Genomic DNA, 17,416 nt, shown 5'->3' with positions numbered 1-17,416 from the left:
GTCCTCGCCCCGCGCCCCGGGGCGGGACGGCGGGCCGCTCAGACGTCCGGGTGCAGGCTCGCCGTCGGGTCGCCGGCGGGGAGGGTGAAGACGAAGCGCGCGCCCCCGAGGTCCGAGCGGCGGACCACGATGCGCCCGCCGTGGGCCTCCACCAGCCCGCGGACGACGTAGAGGCCGAGCCCGGTGCCCCCGCGGCTCTCCCCCCGCCAGAACTTGGAGAACACCAGCGGGATGTGCGCCTCGTCGATGCCGCGACCGGCGTCCTCGACGCACACCACGACCGCGGGCGCCGTCACGGAGGTCTCGCGCCCGCACGACTCCGAGGCCACCGGTCCCGTGCCGAGGGACAGGCGGACGAGGCCGTCGCCGTGGCGGACCGCGTTCTCGACGAGGTTGGCCAGCACCTGGTCGAGGCGGTCGCGGTCGGCCCAGACCTCGGGCAGGGCCTCCGGGGGCGGCACCTCGACGCGGATGCGCGCCGGGTCCAGGCCGGAGGCGACCGCCCGCTCCGCGTGGGCCCGCAGCACGGCGCCGAGGTCCACGGGCAGGGTGCGCACCTCCAGCCGCCCGGCGTCGATCCGCGAGATGTCCAGCAGCTCGGTGATGAGCCGGGTGACGCGGTCCGCGTCGTACTCGACGGTGCGCAGCATCAGCTGCTTCTGCTCGTCGCTGAAGCGGTCCCAGCGCCGCAGGAGGGTGGAGGTGAAGCCCTTGACGCTCGTGAGCGGCGAGCGCAGCTCGTGGGCGACGGTGGCGATCAGCCCGGCGTGGTCCTGCTCGGCCCGGCGACGGGAGTCGGTGCTGCGCAGGGACAGCACGACGCGGCGGACCGGCTCCCCGCGGCCGGGGCGGACGTACCGGGCGGTGACGAGGACCTCGCGGCCCCCGGGCAGCACGAGCAGCCGCTCCCGGTGCCCCCGGCGGATGGCCAGGCCCGACCACGGGTCGGTGCAGGCCCACCAGCGCCGGCCCGAGGTGTCCTGCCACGGCAGGGCCTCCCGGACGTCGCGCCCCAGCAGGTCCTGCGCGCGCAGGCCGAGGCAGCGCTCGGCCTCGGGGGTGACGACGACGACGCGCGCCCGGTCGTCCGCCACGAGGATCCCGTCGGGCAGGTCTCCCGGCTCGAGCAGCAGGGGCGCGGGCTCCGCGGCGCTGCTCCCCGCCCCGAGCGCCTCCGCCCCGCCTGACTCGGCCCCGTCCGTCGGCGGCCCGCCCGCACTCGGTCCGCCCGCCTCCGCCCCGCTCACGCCGGACCGCTCCCGCCGGCGGGGCGGTGCGCGCGGGCCGCGGCGTACAGGCAGACGGCGGCGGCGGTGGCGAGGTTGAGGCTCTCGGCGCGGCCGTGGAGCGGGACCCGCACGACGGCGTCGGCGAGCGCTCGCGCCGCGGGCGGCAGGCCCTGGGCCTCCGTGCCGAAGACCCAGGCGACCGGGCCCGCTAGCGCGCCCCGCCCCTCGTGCGCCGCGTCGGCGAGGTCGTCGAGGTCCTGCTCGCCCTCCCCGTCGGCCGCCAGGACCGCCGCTCCGGCGCCGCGCAGCCCGGTCACGACCTCGGGGAGCTCGACGCCCGTGACGACCTCGAGGTGGAAGAGGCTGCCCGCGGTCGCCCGCACGCACTTGGGGTTGTAGGGGTCCACGCTGCCGGCCGTCAGGACGACGGCGTCGGCACCGGCGGCGTCCGCGGCCCGCAGCACCGTCCCGGCGTTCCCGGGGTCGCGCACCTCGGCGAGCACCGCCACGAGACGCGGCCGCCGCGCGAGCACCGCGGCCAGCGGGACGTCCACCGGGCGGCAGACCGCCACGAGGCCCTGCGGGGTGACGGTGTCCGCCATCGCCGCGAGCACCTCCTCGGTGCACGGTCGCACCGGGACGCCGCGGCGCCGGGCCTCGACCACCAGGTCGTCGTGGCGCTCCAGCGCCTCGACGGTGCCGTACAGGTCGCGCACCGCTCCCGCGGGCACGGCCTCGCGGACGGCCTGCGGGCCCTCGGCGAGGAAGAGCCCCGCCCGGACGCGCGCGGGGCGCCCCGACAGCCGACCCACCGACCGCACCCGCTCGCTGCGGGGGTTGGTCAGCACGTCGGCGTCGGGACGCCCCGGGGTGCTCGTGCGACGCGAGGTCGGCTCAGCCACGCCGTCCGCCCTCGCGGTCTCGCCGGTCGGCCTCAGGCCGCGGCGCCGGCCTGGGCCGGCACGTTGGCGCGCGAGAGCTCGACGAGCGCCGCGAAGGCCGCCTCGTCGTTGACGGCCAGCTCGGCCAGCATGCGGCGGTCGACCTCGACACCCGCGACCTTGAGGCCCTGGATGAAGCGGTTGTAGGTCATGCCGTGGGCGCGCGCGCCCGCGTTGATGCGCTGGATCCACAGGCGGCGGAAGTCGCCCTTGCGCGCCTTGCGGTCGCGGTAGGAGTAGACGAGGGAGTGGGTGACCTGCTCCTTCGCCTTGCGGTAGAGCCGCGAGCGCTGGCCGCGGTAGCCGCTGGCGCGCTCGAGGACCTCTCGGCGCTTCTTCTGGGCGTTGACCGCCCGCTTGACGCGTGCCACTGACGTGCTCCTCGTCGTCTCGGCCCGGGGGCCGTGGGGCCCGGTGCGGCCGGCCGGGAGGGCCGGGCCGCGCGGGCGTGTGCTCGGGTGCTGCTGGGGTGGTGCTCAGGTGCCGTGCCGCGGGGACCGGGCCGGCGGACCTGGGGCGCCGGCGCCGGTCGCGGGAGCGACGGACGGCCTGCGGGAGACCGGGGACGCGCCCCGGCCCCGTTCAGTGACCGAGCAGCCGGCGCGCCTTCTTGGCGTCGGCGCCCGCGACCTGGACGTCGCCGGCGAGACGGCGCGTCACCCGCGAGGACTTGCCCTCGAAGAGGTGGCGGCGGCCGGCGCGCTGGCGCATGACCTTGCCCGTGCCCGTCAGGCGCAGTCGCTTCTTGGCGCCGCTGTGCGTCTTGTTCTTCGGCATGGCGCCGATCTCCTCAGCTCGTGCGTGGCACCCGGGGTGCGCCCCAGGTGCGGTGGTGCGGTCTGCGGTGGTGCTGGCCGGCGGCTGCGCCCGGGGGAGCGGCCGGTCGGCTCAGGCCTGCTGGCCCTCGGCGGGCGCCCGCTCCGCGGGTGCCTGCTCCGCCGACGCCTGCTCCGCGGGTGCCGGCTCCGCGGGCGCCTGCTCGGCGGGCGCCTGCTCGGTCGTGCTCTCGCGGCGCCGGCGCTGCTCGGCGCGCGCCTCGGCCTTCTTCCGGTGCGGCCCGATGACCATGACCATGTTGCGGCCGTCCTGGGTCGGGGCGCTCTCGACCGCCCCGAGCTCCTCGACGTCCCCGGCCATGCGCTGCAGGAGGCGGTAGCCCATCTCGGGACGCGACTGCTCGCGCCCGCGGAACATGATCATGACCTTGACCTTGTCCCCCGCGGAGAGGAACTTCTCGGCCTGGCCCTTCTTCGTGGCGTAGTCGTGCGGGTCGATCTTCAGGCGCAGGCGCACGGTCTTCAGCACCGTGTTGGCCTGGTTCTTGCGCGCCTCGCGCGCCTTCATGTCGGCCTCGTACTTGAACTTGCCGAAGTCCATGAGCTTGCAGACGGGCGGTCGCGCCTGCGGGGCGACCTCGACCAGGTCGAGGTCGGCCTCCTGAGCCAGGCGCAGGGCGTCCTCGACGCGGACGATCCCGACCTGCTCCCCGCCGGGGCCGACGAGTCGGACCTCGGGGACGCGGATCCGGTCGTTGATGCGCGGTTCGCTGATGTGCTGCTCCTCAGTCGTGCGTGCGGTACCGCCGCGGCGCGGGGGGTCCCCCGCCGTGGTCGCGTCAGCGGTGACGGTCCACCCGGGGGCCGGTGCTCGCGCGCGCCGTCGACGGACGGCGCCACGAGGCGCACGCACGAGCGGCTCCAGCGGAGCCACCGCGCGGACCGGACCCGGCCACCTCGTCCCGGCGGGGCCGGGGAGGTCGCTCTCGGGTGGGAGGAAGTCCTCCGCTTGGCGGCCCGCTCCCCCGCACCAGCCCGGGGGCGGGCGCGCGGGAGCGGTCGGTCTGCGTGCCAGGCTAGCAGCCATGACCCCGGGAACCCCAGAGCACGGAGCGCACGCGCACCAGGACGCCGACCGCAGCACCGCGGCCCCGCCCGGGGAGCCCGCCCTCGCCCCTCTGCCCGGAGGGCACGACGCGGCCGAGGGGGCGGAGCTGCGGGACATCGCCGAGGTGCCCTCCGTGGAGGTGATCACGACCGCGGCCGTGCACCTGATGAGCGCCGCCGCCGTGAAGTGCGGCCTCGCGGAGGACGCCGACGCCCAGCAGCACCTGGACCTCGCGGAGGCGCGGGTGCTCATCGGCGCCCTCGCCGGGCTCGTCACCGCGGCGGCCCCCGACATCGGCAACCAGCACGCCCGCGCGCTGCGCGACGGGCTGCGCTCGCTCCAGCTGGCCTTCCGCGAGGCGTCCGTGGTCCCGGACCCGCCGGGGCAGGGGCCGGGCGAGCGGCTCACGGGCCCCGTGCGCTGAGCCACCGCCCCGCCGGGCAGGCGCGAACGACCCCTTCACTTGACGGGTTCCAGACTGGGTGGTCAGGTTGAGGACGTGAGCACTCCCGTCGTCCCGTCCGCCCCGGCGGCCGCAGAGGTCCCCGGCGCGGACCTGCTGCGCGGGGCGGGGCTGCGCGCGACCGGCCCGCGCGTGGCCGCGCTCGCCGTCCTCGCCGAGCAGCCGCACGCCGACGCCGACGACGTCGCCCGCGGCGTGCGCGACCGCATCGGCCGCGTCTCGACGCAGGCCGTCTACGACGTCCTGCGCGCGCTGTGCCAGGCCGGGCTGGTCCGGCGCATCGAGCCCGCCGGCTCGCCCGCCCTCTTCGAGCTGCGCGTCGCCGACAACCACCACCACCTCGTCTGCCGCTCCTGCGGCCGGGTGCGCGACGTCGACTGCGCCGTGGGCGCCGCCCCCTGCCTGGTCCCCGCGCACGACGGCACGGACTTCGCCGTCGACGAGGCCGAGGTCATCTACTGGGGCACCTGCGCCGCGTGCGCCGCCGGCGGCGCGGGCAGGTGACCACCGCCGGCAGCGCCGGCGGCTGACGACCGCCGCCGCGGGCCAGGGGTGCGAGGACCAGCGGTCCGGCCGCTCTCCGCGCCGTCTCGACGGCGCCTCCCTCCCCACCACCCCCTCTCGACCACGTCCCGGGTGCGACGACCGCCCCCGGGCCGGTGACGACCCCCCACCACCTCCGGAGGACGCATGACCACGCAGGACAGCTGGACCACCGACGGCGCGGGCGTGCCCGTGGCCAGCGACGAGCACTCGATGACCCAGGGGACCGGCGGCGGCACGCTGCTGCACGACCACTACCTGGTCGAGAAGATGGCCCAGTTCAACCGCGAGCGCGTGCCCGAGCGCGTCGTCCACGCCAAGGGCGGCGGCGCCTTCGGCACCTTCGAGGTGACGGGGGACGTCAGCCGCTACACGCGTGCGGCGCTCTTCCAGCCCGGTACCAGCACGAGGATGCTCGCCCGCTTCTCCACCGTGGCCGGCGAGCAGGGCACGCCCGACACCTGGCGCGACCCGCGCGGCTTCGCGCTGAAGTTCTACACGAGCGAGGGCAACTACGACCTCGTCGGCAACAACACCCCGGTCTTCTTCGTCAAGGACGCGATGAAGTTCCAGGACTTCATCCGCTCCCAGAAGCGCCTGCCCGACTCCGGGCTGCGCGACAACGACATGCAGTGGGACTTCTGGACCCTCTCCCCCGAGAGCGCCCACCAGGTCGTCGTGCTCATGGGCGACCGCGGGGTGCCCCGCACCTGGCGGCACATGAACGGCTACGGCTCCCACACGTTCCAGTGGGTCAACGCCGAGGGCGAGGCCTGCTGGGTGAAGTACCACGTCAAGACCGACCAGGGCAGCGAGTTCCTGGAGCAGGACGAGGCGGACCGGATCGCGGGCGCCTCCCCCGACCACCACCGGCAGGACCTCTTCGCGGCGATCCGCGAGGGCGACTTCCCCAGCTGGACCCTGCACGTCCAGATCATCCCGACGGCGGACGCGGAGACCTACCCGACCAACATCTTCGACGTGACGAAGACGGTCTCGCAGAAGGACTACCCGCTCGTCGAGGTGGGTCGCATGACGCTCGACACGAACCCGGACAACTTCCACGCCCAGGTCGAGCAGGCGGCGTTCGACGTCAGCAGCATGGTCCCCGGCGTGGGCCCGAGCCCGGACAAGATGCTGATGGGGCGGATCTTCAGCTACGCCGACGCCCACCGCTACCGCATCGGCACGAACTACGCCCACCTCCCGGTCAACGCGCCGGTGGCGCCCCTGGGCACGTACGCCAAGGAGGGCTCCATGGCGTACCGGTGGAACCCGCCGGGCCAGCCCGTCTACCAGCCCAGCAGCTACGGCGGCCCCGTGGCCGACCCCCGGCGGGCCGCCGAGGCTCCCGGCTGGGTCGCCGGCGGCCGGACCGCCCGCACGCCGTACGTGGAGCACGCCGCGGACGACGACTGGAGCCAGGCGGGCGCCCTCGTCCGCGAGGTCATGGACGACGACGCCCGGGCGCGGCTGGTGACCAACGTCTCCGGCCACCTGCTGAACGGCGTCAGCGAGCCCGTGCTGGAGCGCGCCTTCGCCTACTGGCGGAGCATCGACGCCGAGACCGGCCGGCGCGTCGAGGCGGCCGTGCGCGAGCAGAAGCCCTCGTCGGCCCCCACCACGAGCGCCTCGCCGACGGCGCCCGGCGACGAGGCCGCCGAGCGCTGAGACGCGAGCGCTGGGGCACCGGCGCTGACGCGCGAGAGCCCGGGAGCACCTGCTCCCGGGCTCTCGTGCGTCGTGGCGCCAGCCGACGACGTGGTCTCGCCCGCGCCGCAGCGCCCCTCGCGAAGTGGCTGCCCCGCAGCCGGTCTCCGAGGACGTGTGCGGCGCAGCACCGCTCAGGAGGTGCTCAGCCGGGCCAGCGCTCGCTCCTCGGCGGGGATGCGCACCAGCAGCAGCAGCGCGGCGTTGAGCACCGTGAAGGCGACAGCCGTGATCCAGGCGCTGTGCACGAGGGGCAGGGCCACGCCCTCGACGGCGACGATCACGTAGTTCGGGTGGCTCATGAACCGGTAGGGCCCGCGGGTGACCCGGCTCATGCCCGGGACGACCACGACGCGGGTGTTCCACTGCCGCCCGAGGGTGGCGATGACCCAGGCCCGGGTGGCCTCGGTGAGCAGGAGCAGGACGAGCATCGTCCAGCCGAGCAGGGGCGCGAAGGGGCGGTCGAGGACCACCACCTCCACCAGGCAGGCCACGAGCAGGCCCGTGTGCAGGGCGACCATGACCGGGAAGTGGCCGCTGCCCGTCTCGAAGCCGCCGCGCTCGCGCGCCCACGCCAGGTTGCGGCGCGAGATCACGAGCTCGACGAGGCGCTCGAGCGCGACGAGGACGACGACGACGGCGTAGAGGGCGACGCTCACGCAGCGGCCGCCTCGCGCGCGGGCCCCCCGCCGACCCCGGCCGCGCCCTGCGCGTCGGGCCAGCGCAGCAGGACCAGCTCGGCGCAGAAGCCGGGGCCCATGGCGAACATCAGGGCGTGGTCGCCGTCGGCCGGCGGCTCGGCGAGGGTCTGGGCGAGGACGTGGAGCACCGAGACCGACGACATGTTGCCGTTCTCGGCGAGGTCGGCCCAGGAGCGCGCGAGGGCGCCCTCCGGCAGCTCCAGGACCTCGGTGACCGCCTCGAGCACCTTCGGGCCGCCGGGGTGGGCCACCCAGCGCGCGACGTCGCCCGAGCGGAGCTCGTGGCCGTCGAGGAAGCCGGTGACGTCGTCGGCCAGGTACTGCTGGACGACGTCGGTGACGCTCGTCGTCAGGACGATGCGGAAGCCGCTGCCGCCGACGTCCCAGCCCATGACGTCCGCGGTGTCCGGGTAGAAGCGGCTGCTCGCGCCGACGACGTCGGGGCCGGGCAGGCCCAGCTCGGCCGCGCGCCGGTCCCCCAGCACGACGACCGCGGCGGCGCCGTCGCCGAACAAGCCGGAGGCGACGAGGTTCGCGGTGGACGTGTCGTCGCGCTGGACCGTGAGCGAGCACAGCTCGACGGCGAGGAGGACCGCCACGCCGTCGGGGTCCCCGCGCAGGTGGTCGTGCACGCGCGCGACGCCGGCGGCCCCGGCGACGCACCCGAGGCCGAACAGCGGCATCCGCTTGACGTCGGCCCGCAGGCCGAGGGGCTCCACGAGGCGGGCGTCGAGCGAGGGCGCGGCGACCCCCGTGGTGCTGGCGAAGACGATCACGTCGACGTCCTGCGGCGTCAGCCCCACCTGGCCCAGGGCGTCGCGCACGGCGCGCTCTCCGAGCTCCAGACCCACCCGCAGGTAGGCGTCGTTGGCGTCGCGGAAGCCGTCGAGCTGCGGGTACTCCTCCAGCGGGAGGGCCAGGTGCCGGGTGCGCACCCCCGTGTTGCCGTGCAGGCGGTGCAGCAGCTGGCGACGGGTGCCGTCGAGCTCGCCCCCCGAGGCCATCACCTGGCTGAAGGCGTCGGTGATGTCGGCCTGGGCGGACGTGCGCGCCGGCACGGCTCTGCCGACGGAGACGATGCGAGACATGGGGACTCCTCTAGGGGCACCGCTGCGGGGCTGCGCGGAACCCTCATCCTGTGCCGCACGGGCGCGCTCCCGCGCGCCGGAGCCTCGCCGGAGCGCGCCTAGCCCACCCGCACCGGCGCGGCCCCGGCCACCTCGACGACGTCGCCGCGGACCAGCTGGCGGCCGCGACGGACCTCCACCTCGCCGTTCACCGAGACGACCCCGGCGGCGAGCGCCTCCTTGGCGTCCGCCCCGGACTCCACGAGCGAGGCCAGCTTCAGCAGCTGGCCGAGCCGGATGTCGCCGTCGGTCGGCACCAGCTCGGGCTCGCTGCCCGGCGCTCCCGAGCGCTGCTCGTCCGCCGAGTGCTGGTCGTCGAGCGGGCTGGGGTCGTCCTGGGCGGCCATGGCCCCATCCTGCCGCGCCGCACGGGCCCCGGCCGCGCCCGCGGGTCCCGTGCGCGGAAGGCGCCGTCGGACGGCGGTGTTGACGCGGGCGTGCTCGACGTCCCGGTCTCCTTGCTCGACCGCGCGCGCACCCGCGCCGGCGAGCCCGACGCGACGGCGCTCACGGGGGCGGTCGAGCGGGCGCGGCGCGCAGACGCCCTGGGGTACCTGCGCTTCTGGGTCGCCGAGCACCACGCCGTCCCCGGCGTCGCGGGCTCGGCCCCCGCCGTGCTGGCCGGCGCCGTCCTCGGCGCGACGCGGCACCTGCGCGCCGGCTCCGGCGGGGTGATGCTGCCCAACCACGCGCCGCTCGTCGTGGCCGAGCAGTTCGCCGCGCTGGCGGCGCTGCACCCGGGCCGGGTGGACCTCGGGGTGGGCCGCTCGCCGGGGTTCACCGCGCCCGTCCGCCGCGCCCTGCGCCGGTCGGGGGCACCCGCGGCCGACGACGACTTCGCCCGCGACCTCGACGAGCTGCGCGCCCACCTGGCCGGGGAGGCCGAGGTCACGGCGCGGCCCCAGGGGGTCGACGTGCCGCTGCTCGTGCTGGCCACGGGGGCGGGCCTGGCCGTGGCGGCGCGCCTGGGGCTGCCCGTCGTCGTCGGCGGCCCGCTGCTGGCGCCCCTGCTCGCCGCCGACGGGCAGGACGCCGACGCCGCGCGCGGCGAGGAGGCGCTCGCGGGGTACCGCGACGCCTACCGGCCCTCGGCCCGGGAGCCGCGGCCGCGGGTCCTCGTGGCGCTCGACGTGCTGGTCGCGGACGACGCGGCGGCGGCGGCCGAGCTCGCGCTGCCGGAGGCCTGGGCGATGGCCGAGGCGCGCACCCGCGGTGCGTTCCCTCCGCTGGAGCCGGTGGCCGCGCTGCGGGAGCGCACGCCCACCGGGTCCCAGGAGCGCCACCTCGCCGCGGCGGCGCGGACGACGGTGGCCGGGACGCCCGAGCAGGTGGAGAGCGCGCTCGCCCGCCTCCTGGCGCGCACCGGGGCGGAGGAGGTCCTCGCGACCTCCAGCACGACCGACCGGGACGCCCTGGCCCGCTCCGACGCGCTGCTGGCCGGCCTCAGCCGGCCGGCGGTGACGGCCACCCGCGCGCGGGCGGACGCCACCGCGGCCGACGAGGTCGTCAGTCGGCGCTGATCTGCAGCCGGAAGCGGTCGCGCCCGGTGTGCAGCGACCACAGGTGCTCGGCGAGCACGGCCGGGTCCTTCTCGGGGTCGCCCTCGACGATCCGACCGCCGATAACGAGCTGGGCCACGTGGATGCCCTCCTCGGCGAGCTTCTCGTGCAGGAGCTGGGCGTAGGCGGCCTGGCCCGCGAAGGCGACGCTCGTCCCCGTGACGGCCTGCCCCGGCGTGACGGCGGACCCCCCGTTGACGAAGAGCACGGTGCCGCGGCCCTCGCCGAGGAAGCGCATGCCCGGCAGCACCTGGTGCACCGCGGCGACCGGGCCGTAGATGGAGAACTCGACGGGACCGCGCAGGTCCGCGGGCGTCGTCTCGAGCACCGGCCGCATGAAGTCCTTCTGCGGCAGCGGGCTGTACTGCAGCACCTCGATCGGCCCGAGCTCCTCCGTGGCGCGCTCGAGAGCCGCTGCCAGGGAGGCGGGGTCGCGGACGTCGGCGGCGTAGCCGCGCGCGTGCACGCCGTCCGCGGCGAGCTCCTCGGCGAGGGCGTCGACGCGGGACTGGGTGCGGGACAGGAGGGCGACGGAGAAGCCCTCGGCGCCGAAGCGGCGGGCGACGGCGCGGCCCAGGCCGCGGCCGGCGCCGATGATGGCGATGGTGGTCATGCCCGGCGCCAACCGGGACGCCCCGCCCGCTGTTCCGCGGGCGCCGGCCCGGGCTCCGGGCCCCGGCCCGCGAGCGCCCGGCTCAGCCGGCGGTGGTGAGGCGCAGCTCCAGGGAGTCCACGCCCTCGGCGACGACCGCGGACGTCGCCAGCCGGTCCTGCACCCGCTGCAGCAGGGCGTCCAGCGCGGGCTGGTCCAGGCCCGGCGCCAGGGCCAGCACGACGGCCGTCTCCGCCCGGCGACCGCGCTCGACCGCGGCGCTCGCCACGGCCGGCTCGACCTCGGCGGCGGCGCGCACGGCCTCGGCGACGTCCTCGCGCTCCCAGGACGGCGTCCACGAGCGCTGCTGGGCCAGGGCCTCGACGGCCGGGCGCGGCACGACGAGGGGCCGCTGCGCCGCCGGGTCGAGCACGAGCATCGCGCAGCCCTCGTCGACGGCCGAGAGCGCCGCGCGCTCGACCTCGCTCGGCACCGGCCGCGCGGCGGCGTCCCAGGCGGCCAGCGCCGCCGTCGAGGTGAAGACGGGCAGGGCCCGCCGCCCGTCCGGGGCGGTGAGGGTGACGACGGCCATGTCCGCCCCGGTGTCGGAGGCGACGCCCGTCAGCGGGGAGGCCTCCTCCCCCGCCGAGACCGCCACCACGGGGACGAAGACCCGCGTGCCCGCCAGGGCCGCGACGACGGCCGCGGGGCCGGTGGCGTCGCGCTCGGCGAGCGCGGCCACGACGCCCGCGTCGGCGCTCCCGTCGTCGCCCGCGAACGGGCTGGGGGTGAGGGTGCGCCCGGCCCAGGGCACGCCGCCGGAGTCGGCCCCGGCCGCGTGGGCGCCACCCGTCGGAGATGTCGCCGGTGGCGGGGTCCCGGGGGGCGGGGTCACGGGCGCCCGGCGACGTCCAGCGCCTCGCCGAGCGTGAACGCCTGCGCGTACAGCGCCTTGCCGACGATGGCCCCCTCCACGCCGCTCGGCACGAGCGCGCGCAGGACGGTGAGGTCCTCGAGGCTGGAGACGCCGCCGGAGGCGACCACGGGTCGGTCGGTGGCGGCGCAGACCTGCTCCAGCAGCGCCGTGTTCGGCCCGCGCAGCGTGCCGTCCTTGGTGACGTCGGTGACGACGTAGCGGGCGCAGCCGTCGGCGTCCAGGCGCGCGAGCACCTCCCAGAGGTCGCCGCCCTCCTGGGTCCACCCGCGGGCGGCCAGGGTCGTGCCGCGCACGTCGAGCCCCACGGCGATGCGGTCGCCGTGCTCGGCGATGGCGCGCCGGGTCCACTCCGGGTCCTCCAGCGCCGCGGTGCCCAGGTTGACCCGGCGGCAGCCGGTGGCCAGGGCGCGCGCCAGCGAGGCGTCGTCGCGGATGCCCCCGGACAGCTCGACGTCGACGTCGAGACGGCCCACGACGTCGGCGAGCAGCTCCGCGTTCGTGCCGCGCCCGAAGGCGGCGTCGAGGTCGACGAGGTGGACCCACTCCGCGCCGCCCTCCTGCCAGGCCAGCGCCGCCCCGAGGGGGTCGCCGTAGCCGGTCTCGGAGCCGGCCTCGCCCTGGACGAGGCGCACGGCCTGCCCGTCGGCGACGTCGACGGCCGGCAGGAGCTGGAGACGGGTGGGGGTCTGGTCGGGCTCGCTCACGGCTCCATCCTGGCAGCCCGGGCGAGCGCCCGCGGCGGGGCGGCCCCGCCCCCGGGGCGGGCTAGCGGTCCAGGGCGTAGGGGACCAGGTAGAGGCCCGCGCCGAGGAGGGCGAGGGCCGCCAGCGCGCCGACGGCCACGGCCCCGCGCACGAGGTGCTGGCGCCCCAGCGACAGGGCTCCCCCGGCCAGGAAGGCCGCGGCGACGGCCAGGACCAGGCCGATGACGAGCGGGTTCACCGCGGCTCGCCCGCTCCGCCGTCGAGCGAGGAGACCCAGCGCCGCAGCAGGCGCTGGCCGGCGTCCCCGGACTTCTCCGGGTGGAACTGGGTGGCCGACAGGGGGCCGTCCTCCACCGCCGCGACGAACCGGGTGCCGTGGTCGGCCCACGTCACCCGGGCCGAGGCCGGCCCGCTCCACTCCTGCACGGCGTAGGAGTGCACGAAGTAGTAGCGCTCGTCCGGGTCCGGCTCGGCCCCGAACAGGCGCGACCCCTCGGGCGCCTCGACGGTGTTCCAGCCCATGTGCGGGACGACGGCGGCGGGCAGGCGCGCCACCTCGCCGGGCCACAGGCCCAGCCCCGGCTCCTCCCCCGGCACCGGAGGGCCGCCCCCCTCCGCCTGGTGCTCCAGGCCCCGGGCGAACAGCACCTGCAGCCCGACGCAGACGCCGAGGACCGGGCGACCGGCCTCGAGGCGCTCGGCGACGACCTCGTGGCCGCCGACCGAGCGCAGGTCGCGCGCGACGGCGGCGAAGGCGCCGACGCCGGGGACGACGAGGCCGTCGGCCTCCAGGGCCGCGGTCCGGTCACCGGTCAGCTCGACGCGCGCGCCCGTGGCCTCGAGGGCGCGGACGGCGGAGCGGACGTTGCCGGAGCCGTGGTCGAGCACGACGACGCGCGGGGAAGCCACGCGCAGAGCCTACGAGCCCTCGGCGCGGGGGCCGTCCTCGCCCGCGGCGTCGTCGGAGCCGGTCGACGCGCTGCGCGCCGCGCTCCCCCGGGCGGCACCCCGGCGCAGGGCGACCCCCGCGGCGAGCACGGCGCCGAGGAGGGCGACGGCCGCCACGAGCGCGGAGCCCCCTCCGGCGAGCAGCCGGGCCACCTCGAGCCCCAGGACCAGGGCCGCGGCGACGGCCAGGGCCGCCGGCAGCACCGGTGAGGGCGCGCTCGGCGCCCCCACGGGACCGCCCGGTCGCGGGCCGCCCCCGGCCCCGCGACCGGTGGCGAGTCGGGCCGCCGCCATCCGCCCGAGGCCATCGCTCGTCGTCGCCCCGTCGAGCTCGTCGACGCGGCGGGTGCCGTGGACGACGCGCTCGGCGTCGTCCGGCAGCCCGGCGAGGACCAGGCCGGGCGAGCGCTCGACGTCGGCGCCGTGCCGGCGCTGCCCGCGCACCCACTCCTCAGCGCGGACGGAGCCGCCCGCCCCGCCGCGCACGTCCGTGCGCAGCACCACGACAGGAGCGGCGCCGAGCGCGCGCGAGGTGCCGCGGACGACGGCGTCGGACGCGTCGGCGTCCGCACCCGCCTCTCCCGCAGCGGCTCTGGCGGCGACGAGGCATCCCCGGCCCCCGAGCGGGGCCACGTCGGCCCGCACGCCCGCCAGCGCCAGCACCCCGGCGAGGCGACCGGCGTCCGCCACCGGCGCCACGACGACGACGCGCTCGGGAGGGCCTGCGAGAGAACCGCTCCCGGGTCCGTCGTCGACGGGCTGGCCTCCTGCGGGCTCGTCGCTCACAGGGCGCCCTTCGTGCTGGGCACCCCCGTCACCCGGGGGTCCACCGCGAGCGCCGTGCGCAGGGCGCGGGCCACCGCCTTGAACTGCGTCTCGACGACGTGGTGGGCGTCGCGGCCGGCGAGCACGCGCACGTGCAGGCCGAGGTGGGCGTGGAAGGCGAAGGACTCGAAGACGTGCCGGGTCAGGGAGCCCAGGTAGGGCGTGTTCCCCGGCCCGCCGCCGATGAGCACGTGCTCCTGGCCCTCGGGCTCGCCGGAGTGCACGCAGTACGGGCGCCCGGAGACGTCGACGACCGCCTGCACGAGGGCCTCGTCCAGGGGGACGGTCGCGTCGCCGAAGCGGACCAGCCGCTTCTTGTCCCCCATCGCCTGCCGGAAGGCCTGCCCGAGCACGATGGCGACGTCCTCGACGGTGTGGTGGGCGTCGATGTGCAGGTCGCCCTCCGCCTCGACGACGAGGTCGACGAGGCTGTGGCGGCTCAGCGCCGTGAGCATGTGGTCGTAGAAGCCGACGCCCGTGCTGATGCGCGACTCCCCCGTGCCGTCGAGGTCGACCTCGACGACGACGTGCGACTCGCTGGTGCGGCGCTCGACGCGCGCCCGGCGAGAGGAGGTGCCGGTCAGAGCTGCTGCGGGGGTCGGGGTCTCGCTCATCGCGTGCTCCTCGTCGAGGGGTCGTGGTCGCCGGACCGGGAGGGCTCCCGGGCGCCGGCGGGGGTGGCGAGGACCTCTCCCAGCGCCTCGCGGAAGGCGGCGGTCTCCTCCGGCGTCCCCACCGAGACGCGCAGCCACCCCGGCGGCCCGGTCTCGCGGATGAGGACGCCGCGGTCGAGCAGGCCCTGCCAGGCGGCGTGCCGGTCGGCGAGGCGGCCGAAGAGGACGAAGTTGGCGTCGGAGTCGGCCACCTCCAGGCCCAGCCCGCGCAGCCACGCGACGAGGTCGTCGCGCTCGGCCCGCAGGGCGGCGACGCCGCGCAGCAGCTCCTCGGAGTGCCGGAGCGCCACGCGCGCCACCGCCTGGGTGACGCCGGACAGGTGGTACGGCAGCCGGACGACGCGCAGCGCGTCGACGACCGCGGGCGAGGAGGCGAGGTAGCCCACGCGCGCCCCGGCGAGGCTGAAGGCCTTGCTCATGGTGCGGCTGACGGCCAGGCGCGGGTAGCGCTCCAGCAGCTCCAGCGCGCTGGGCACGCCCGCGCGCCGGAACTCGGCGTACGCCTCGTCCACGACGACGACGCCGGGGGCCACCTCGCACACGGCTTCGACGACGTCGGCAGGCAGCGCCGTGCCGGTGGGGTTGTTCGGCGAGGTCAGCAGCACGACGGACGGCTGCTCGGCCTCGACCAGCGCCACGGCCGCGGCGGGGTCCACGGTGAAGTCCTCGCGGCGGTGCCCGGCGACCCAGCGCGTGCCGGTGTCGCGGGCGTACTCGGGGTACATCGAGTAGGTCGGCGCGAAGGACACCGCGGTGCGCCCGTGCCCGCCGAAGGCCTGCAGCAGCTGCAGCATGACCTCGTTGGAGCCGTTGGCCGCCCACAGCTGCTCGGGCGGGAGGCGGACGCCGGACTCCAGCGCCAGGAAGTCGGCGAGGTCGGCGCGCAGGTCCAGGAACTCGCGGTCGGGGTAGCGGTTCAGCCCGCGCGCGGCGGCGGCCACCGCCTCCCCCATCTCGCGGGCGACGGCCTCCGACGGCGGCACCGGGTTCTCGTTGACGTTGAGCAGCACCGGCACGTCGAGCTGCGGCGCGCCGTAGGGCTCGGCGCCGCGCAGCTCCTCCCGCAGCGGGAGGTCCGCCAGGGCGAGGCCCGTGCCACCGGCGGGGGGGTCGGACGCGGCGGGCTGGGCGGCGACCGGGTCGGTCGTCGTCCCGGCGTCGCCGCTCACCGGCCGGCCCCGTCCGCAGCGCGGGCCAGGCGCGCGGTGACCGCCTGGCCGTGCGCGGGCAGGTCCTCGGCCTCGGCGAGCGCGACGACGTGCGGGGCCACGTCGGCGAGCGCCTGCGCGGAGTAGTCCACGACGTGGATGCCGCGCAGGAACGTCTGCACCGACAGCCCGCTGGAGAAGCACGCGCAGCCGCCCGTGGGCAGGACGTGGTTGGACCCGGCGCAGTAGTCGCCGAGGGACACCGGCGCGTGCGCGCCCACGAAGATCGCCCCGGCGTTCTGCACGCGCGCCGCGAGCACCGCGGCGTGGGCCGTCTGCACCTCGAGGTGCTCGGCGCCGTAGCCGTCGGCCACGGCCAGCAGCCCCGCGTCGTCGTCGACGAGGACGACGGCGGACTGCGGGCCCGAGAGCGCGGTGCGCACGCGCTCCGCGTGCTTGGTCGCGGGCACCTGCCGCCCGAGCTCGGCCACGACGCGCTCGGCGAGGTCCGGCGACGTCGTCACGAGCACGGCGGCCGCGACCTCGTCGTGCTCTGCCTGGCTGACCAGGTCGGCGGCGACGAGGACGGGGTCGGCGCTCTCGTCGGCGAGCACCATGACCTCGGTGGGCCCGGCCTCCGCGTCGATGCCCACGACGCCGCGCAGGAGCCGCTTGGCGGCGGCGACGTACCGGTTGCCCGGGCCCGTGACCAGGTCGACGGGCGCGCAGAGCCTCGAGCCGTCGTCGTCCCGGGCGCCCAGGGCGAGCATCGCCACCGCCTGCGCCCCCCCGACGGCGTACACCTCCTCGACGCCGAGCAGCGCGCAGGCCGCGAGGATCGTGGGGTGCGGCAGCCCGCCGTGGTCGCGCTGCGGCGGGCTCGCGACGACGAGGGAGGCCACCCCGGCCTCCTGCGCGGGCACCACGTTCATCACGACGCTGCTGGGGTAGACCGCCACGCCGCCGGGGACGTAGAGGCCGACGCGCCCGACCGGGACCCAGCGCTCGGTCACCGTCCCGCCCGGCACCACCTGGGTCGTCGTGTCGGTGCGGCGCTGGTCGGCGTGCACGAGCCGGGCCCGGCGCACCGACTCCTCCAGCGCGGCCCGCACCGCCGGGTCGAGCCCGTCGAGGGCGTCGGCGAGGGCGTCGGCCGGGACGCGCAGGTGCTCGGGCCGGACGCCGTCGAGGCGCTCCCCGAGGTCGCGCAGGGCCGCGGCCCCGCGGGTGCGCACGTCCTCGACGATGGGGCGGACGACCTCCAGCGCGGACTCCACGTCCTGCTCGGCGCGGGGCAGGGTGCCGCGCAGCTCGCGCGCGTCGAGGGGACGTCCTCGCAGGTCCAGGCGGCGGATCACGCCTCGATCGTAGGGCGCCCGGCGCGCGGGCCTCCCCGCGCACCCGGGAGGGCGCGGGGAGGCGCGGCGCCCG

General features: G+C 77.3%; 21 protein-coding genes. 4 read left to right on the top strand and 17 right to left on the bottom strand.

The window, feature by feature from the left end; genetic code table 11:
* Window positions 1-38: 38 nt before the first annotated feature.
* From Q0848_RS10810 to infC, 5 genes are all read right to left on the bottom strand, one after another.
* Window positions 39-1,247, bottom strand: coding sequence for an ATP-binding protein (locus tag Q0848_RS10810; RefSeq protein WP_299037395.1), 1,209 nt, complete (start codon window positions 1,245-1,247; stop codon window positions 39-41).
* Window positions 1,244-2,077 carry an RNA methyltransferase gene (locus tag Q0848_RS10805; RefSeq protein WP_366146548.1) on the bottom strand — a complete coding sequence of 278 codons (834 nt, stop codon included), beginning with the start codon at window positions 2,075-2,077 and terminating at the stop codon, window positions 1,244-1,246. Before Q0848_RS10805 ends, Q0848_RS10810 begins: the two co-directional genes overlap by 4 nt.
* A gap of 86 nt (window positions 2,078-2,163) precedes the next feature.
* Window positions 2,164-2,541 carry a 50S ribosomal protein L20 gene (gene rplT, locus Q0848_RS10800; RefSeq protein ID WP_299037391.1) on the bottom strand — a complete coding sequence of 126 codons (378 nt, stop codon included), beginning with the start codon at window positions 2,539-2,541 and terminating at the stop codon, window positions 2,164-2,166.
* Between the two features lie 211 nt (window positions 2,542-2,752).
* Window positions 2,753-2,947, bottom strand: a complete 195-nt coding sequence (rpmI, locus tag Q0848_RS10795; protein ID WP_299037389.1) for a 50S ribosomal protein L35 — start codon at window positions 2,945-2,947, stop codon at window positions 2,753-2,755.
* 111 nt (window positions 2,948-3,058) lie between these two features.
* Window positions 3,059-3,721: a translation initiation factor IF-3 gene (infC, locus tag Q0848_RS10790; protein ID WP_366146547.1), complete on the bottom strand. Its 663-nt coding sequence runs from the start codon at window positions 3,719-3,721 to the stop codon at window positions 3,059-3,061.
* Window positions 3,722-4,031: 310 nt separating this feature from the next.
* Here infC and Q0848_RS10785 point away from each other — a divergent pair, with 310 nt between their 5' ends.
* The 3 genes from Q0848_RS10785 (at window position 4,032) to Q0848_RS10775 (ending at window position 6,731) form a co-directional block, all read left to right on the top strand.
* Entirely contained in the window at window positions 4,032-4,478 is a 447-nt protein-coding gene (locus Q0848_RS10785; protein WP_299037385.1) for a DUF1844 domain-containing protein, read from the top strand.
* A 75-nt stretch (window positions 4,479-4,553) separates the two neighbouring features.
* Window positions 4,554-5,021, top strand: a complete 468-nt coding sequence (locus Q0848_RS10780; protein WP_299037383.1) for a Fur family transcriptional regulator — start codon at window positions 4,554-4,556, stop codon at window positions 5,019-5,021.
* Window positions 5,022-5,207: 186 nt separating this feature from the next.
* Window positions 5,208-6,731, top strand: coding sequence for a catalase (locus Q0848_RS10775; protein WP_299037381.1), 1,524 nt, complete (start codon window positions 5,208-5,210; stop codon window positions 6,729-6,731).
* A 173-nt stretch (window positions 6,732-6,904) separates the two neighbouring features.
* Here Q0848_RS10775 and Q0848_RS10770 read toward each other — a convergent pair whose 3' ends face one another.
* From Q0848_RS10770 to Q0848_RS10760, 3 genes are all read right to left on the bottom strand, one after another.
* Window positions 6,905-7,429 (bottom strand): isoprenylcysteine carboxyl methyltransferase family protein, encoded by a 525-nt coding sequence (locus Q0848_RS10770; protein WP_299037378.1) that lies wholly within the window; start codon window positions 7,427-7,429, stop codon window positions 6,905-6,907.
* Window positions 7,426-8,559: a type III polyketide synthase gene (locus tag Q0848_RS10765; RefSeq protein WP_299037376.1), complete on the bottom strand. Its 1,134-nt coding sequence runs from the start codon at window positions 8,557-8,559 to the stop codon at window positions 7,426-7,428. The genes Q0848_RS10770 and Q0848_RS10765 overlap by 4 nt, the downstream gene beginning before the upstream one ends.
* Window positions 8,560-8,657: 98 nt before the next feature.
* On the bottom strand, window positions 8,658-8,858 hold the full coding sequence (locus Q0848_RS10760) for an RNA-binding S4 domain-containing protein (protein WP_366146546.1): 201 nt from the start codon (window positions 8,856-8,858) through the stop codon (window positions 8,658-8,660).
* A gap of 177 nt (window positions 8,859-9,035) precedes the next feature.
* Here Q0848_RS10760 and Q0848_RS10755 point away from each other — a divergent pair, with 177 nt between their 5' ends.
* Window positions 9,036-10,118, top strand: coding sequence for an MsnO8 family LLM class oxidoreductase (locus Q0848_RS10755; RefSeq protein ID WP_299037374.1), 1,083 nt, complete (start codon window positions 9,036-9,038; stop codon window positions 10,116-10,118).
* On the opposite strand, the gene Q0848_RS10750 is transcribed toward Q0848_RS10755, so the two are convergent.
* The 9 genes from Q0848_RS10750 to hisD all read right to left on the bottom strand — a co-directional run bounded on the left by Q0848_RS10750 (window position 10,105) and on the right by hisD (window position 17,343).
* Complete coding sequence (locus Q0848_RS10750; RefSeq protein WP_299037372.1) at window positions 10,105-10,770, bottom strand: SDR family NAD(P)-dependent oxidoreductase; 666 nt, start codon at window positions 10,768-10,770, stop codon at window positions 10,105-10,107. The two genes, Q0848_RS10755 and Q0848_RS10750, sit on opposite strands and share 14 nt — an antisense overlap.
* A gap of 82 nt (window positions 10,771-10,852) precedes the next feature.
* Entirely contained in the window at window positions 10,853-11,563 is a 711-nt protein-coding gene (locus Q0848_RS10745) for an SseB family protein (protein ID WP_299037370.1), read from the bottom strand.
* Window positions 11,564-11,640: 77 nt separating this feature from the next.
* On the bottom strand, window positions 11,641-12,390 hold the full coding sequence (gene priA / locus Q0848_RS10740; protein WP_299037368.1) for a bifunctional 1-(5-phosphoribosyl)-5-((5-phosphoribosylamino)methylideneamino)imidazole-4-carboxamide isomerase/phosphoribosylanthranilate isomerase PriA: 750 nt from the start codon (window positions 12,388-12,390) through the stop codon (window positions 11,641-11,643).
* Window positions 12,391-12,451: 61 nt separating this feature from the next.
* Window positions 12,452-12,628, bottom strand: a complete 177-nt coding sequence (locus Q0848_RS10735) for a hypothetical protein (RefSeq protein ID WP_299037367.1) — start codon at window positions 12,626-12,628, stop codon at window positions 12,452-12,454.
* Window positions 12,625-13,299 (bottom strand): imidazole glycerol phosphate synthase subunit HisH, encoded by a 675-nt coding sequence (hisH, locus tag Q0848_RS10730; protein WP_299037365.1) that lies wholly within the window; start codon window positions 13,297-13,299, stop codon window positions 12,625-12,627. Before hisH ends, Q0848_RS10735 begins: the two co-directional genes overlap by 4 nt.
* A gap of 9 nt (window positions 13,300-13,308) precedes the next feature.
* The gene (locus Q0848_RS10725) at window positions 13,309-14,124 is read right to left on the bottom strand and encodes a hypothetical protein (RefSeq protein WP_299037363.1); all 816 of its coding nucleotides are present in this window, start codon (window positions 14,122-14,124) and stop codon (window positions 13,309-13,311) included.
* Window positions 14,121-14,777 carry an imidazoleglycerol-phosphate dehydratase HisB gene (hisB, locus tag Q0848_RS10720; RefSeq protein ID WP_299037361.1) on the bottom strand — a complete coding sequence of 219 codons (657 nt, stop codon included), beginning with the start codon at window positions 14,775-14,777 and terminating at the stop codon, window positions 14,121-14,123. Before hisB ends, Q0848_RS10725 begins: the two co-directional genes overlap by 4 nt.
* The gene (locus Q0848_RS10715; RefSeq protein WP_366146545.1) at window positions 14,774-15,919 is read right to left on the bottom strand and encodes a histidinol-phosphate transaminase; all 1,146 of its coding nucleotides are present in this window, start codon (window positions 15,917-15,919) and stop codon (window positions 14,774-14,776) included. Before Q0848_RS10715 ends, hisB begins: the two co-directional genes overlap by 4 nt.
* Window positions 15,920-16,002: 83 nt before the next feature.
* The gene (gene hisD / locus Q0848_RS10710) at window positions 16,003-17,343 is read right to left on the bottom strand and encodes a histidinol dehydrogenase (RefSeq protein WP_299037357.1); all 1,341 of its coding nucleotides are present in this window, start codon (window positions 17,341-17,343) and stop codon (window positions 16,003-16,005) included.
* Between the last annotated feature and the right edge of the window lie 73 nt (window positions 17,344-17,416).

Source organism: uncultured Pseudokineococcus sp. (assembly GCF_947495735.1).
Taxonomy (GTDB): domain Bacteria; phylum Actinomycetota; class Actinomycetes; order Actinomycetales; family Quadrisphaeraceae; genus Pseudokineococcus.
This window is presented reverse-complemented; position numbering and strand designations above follow the sequence as displayed.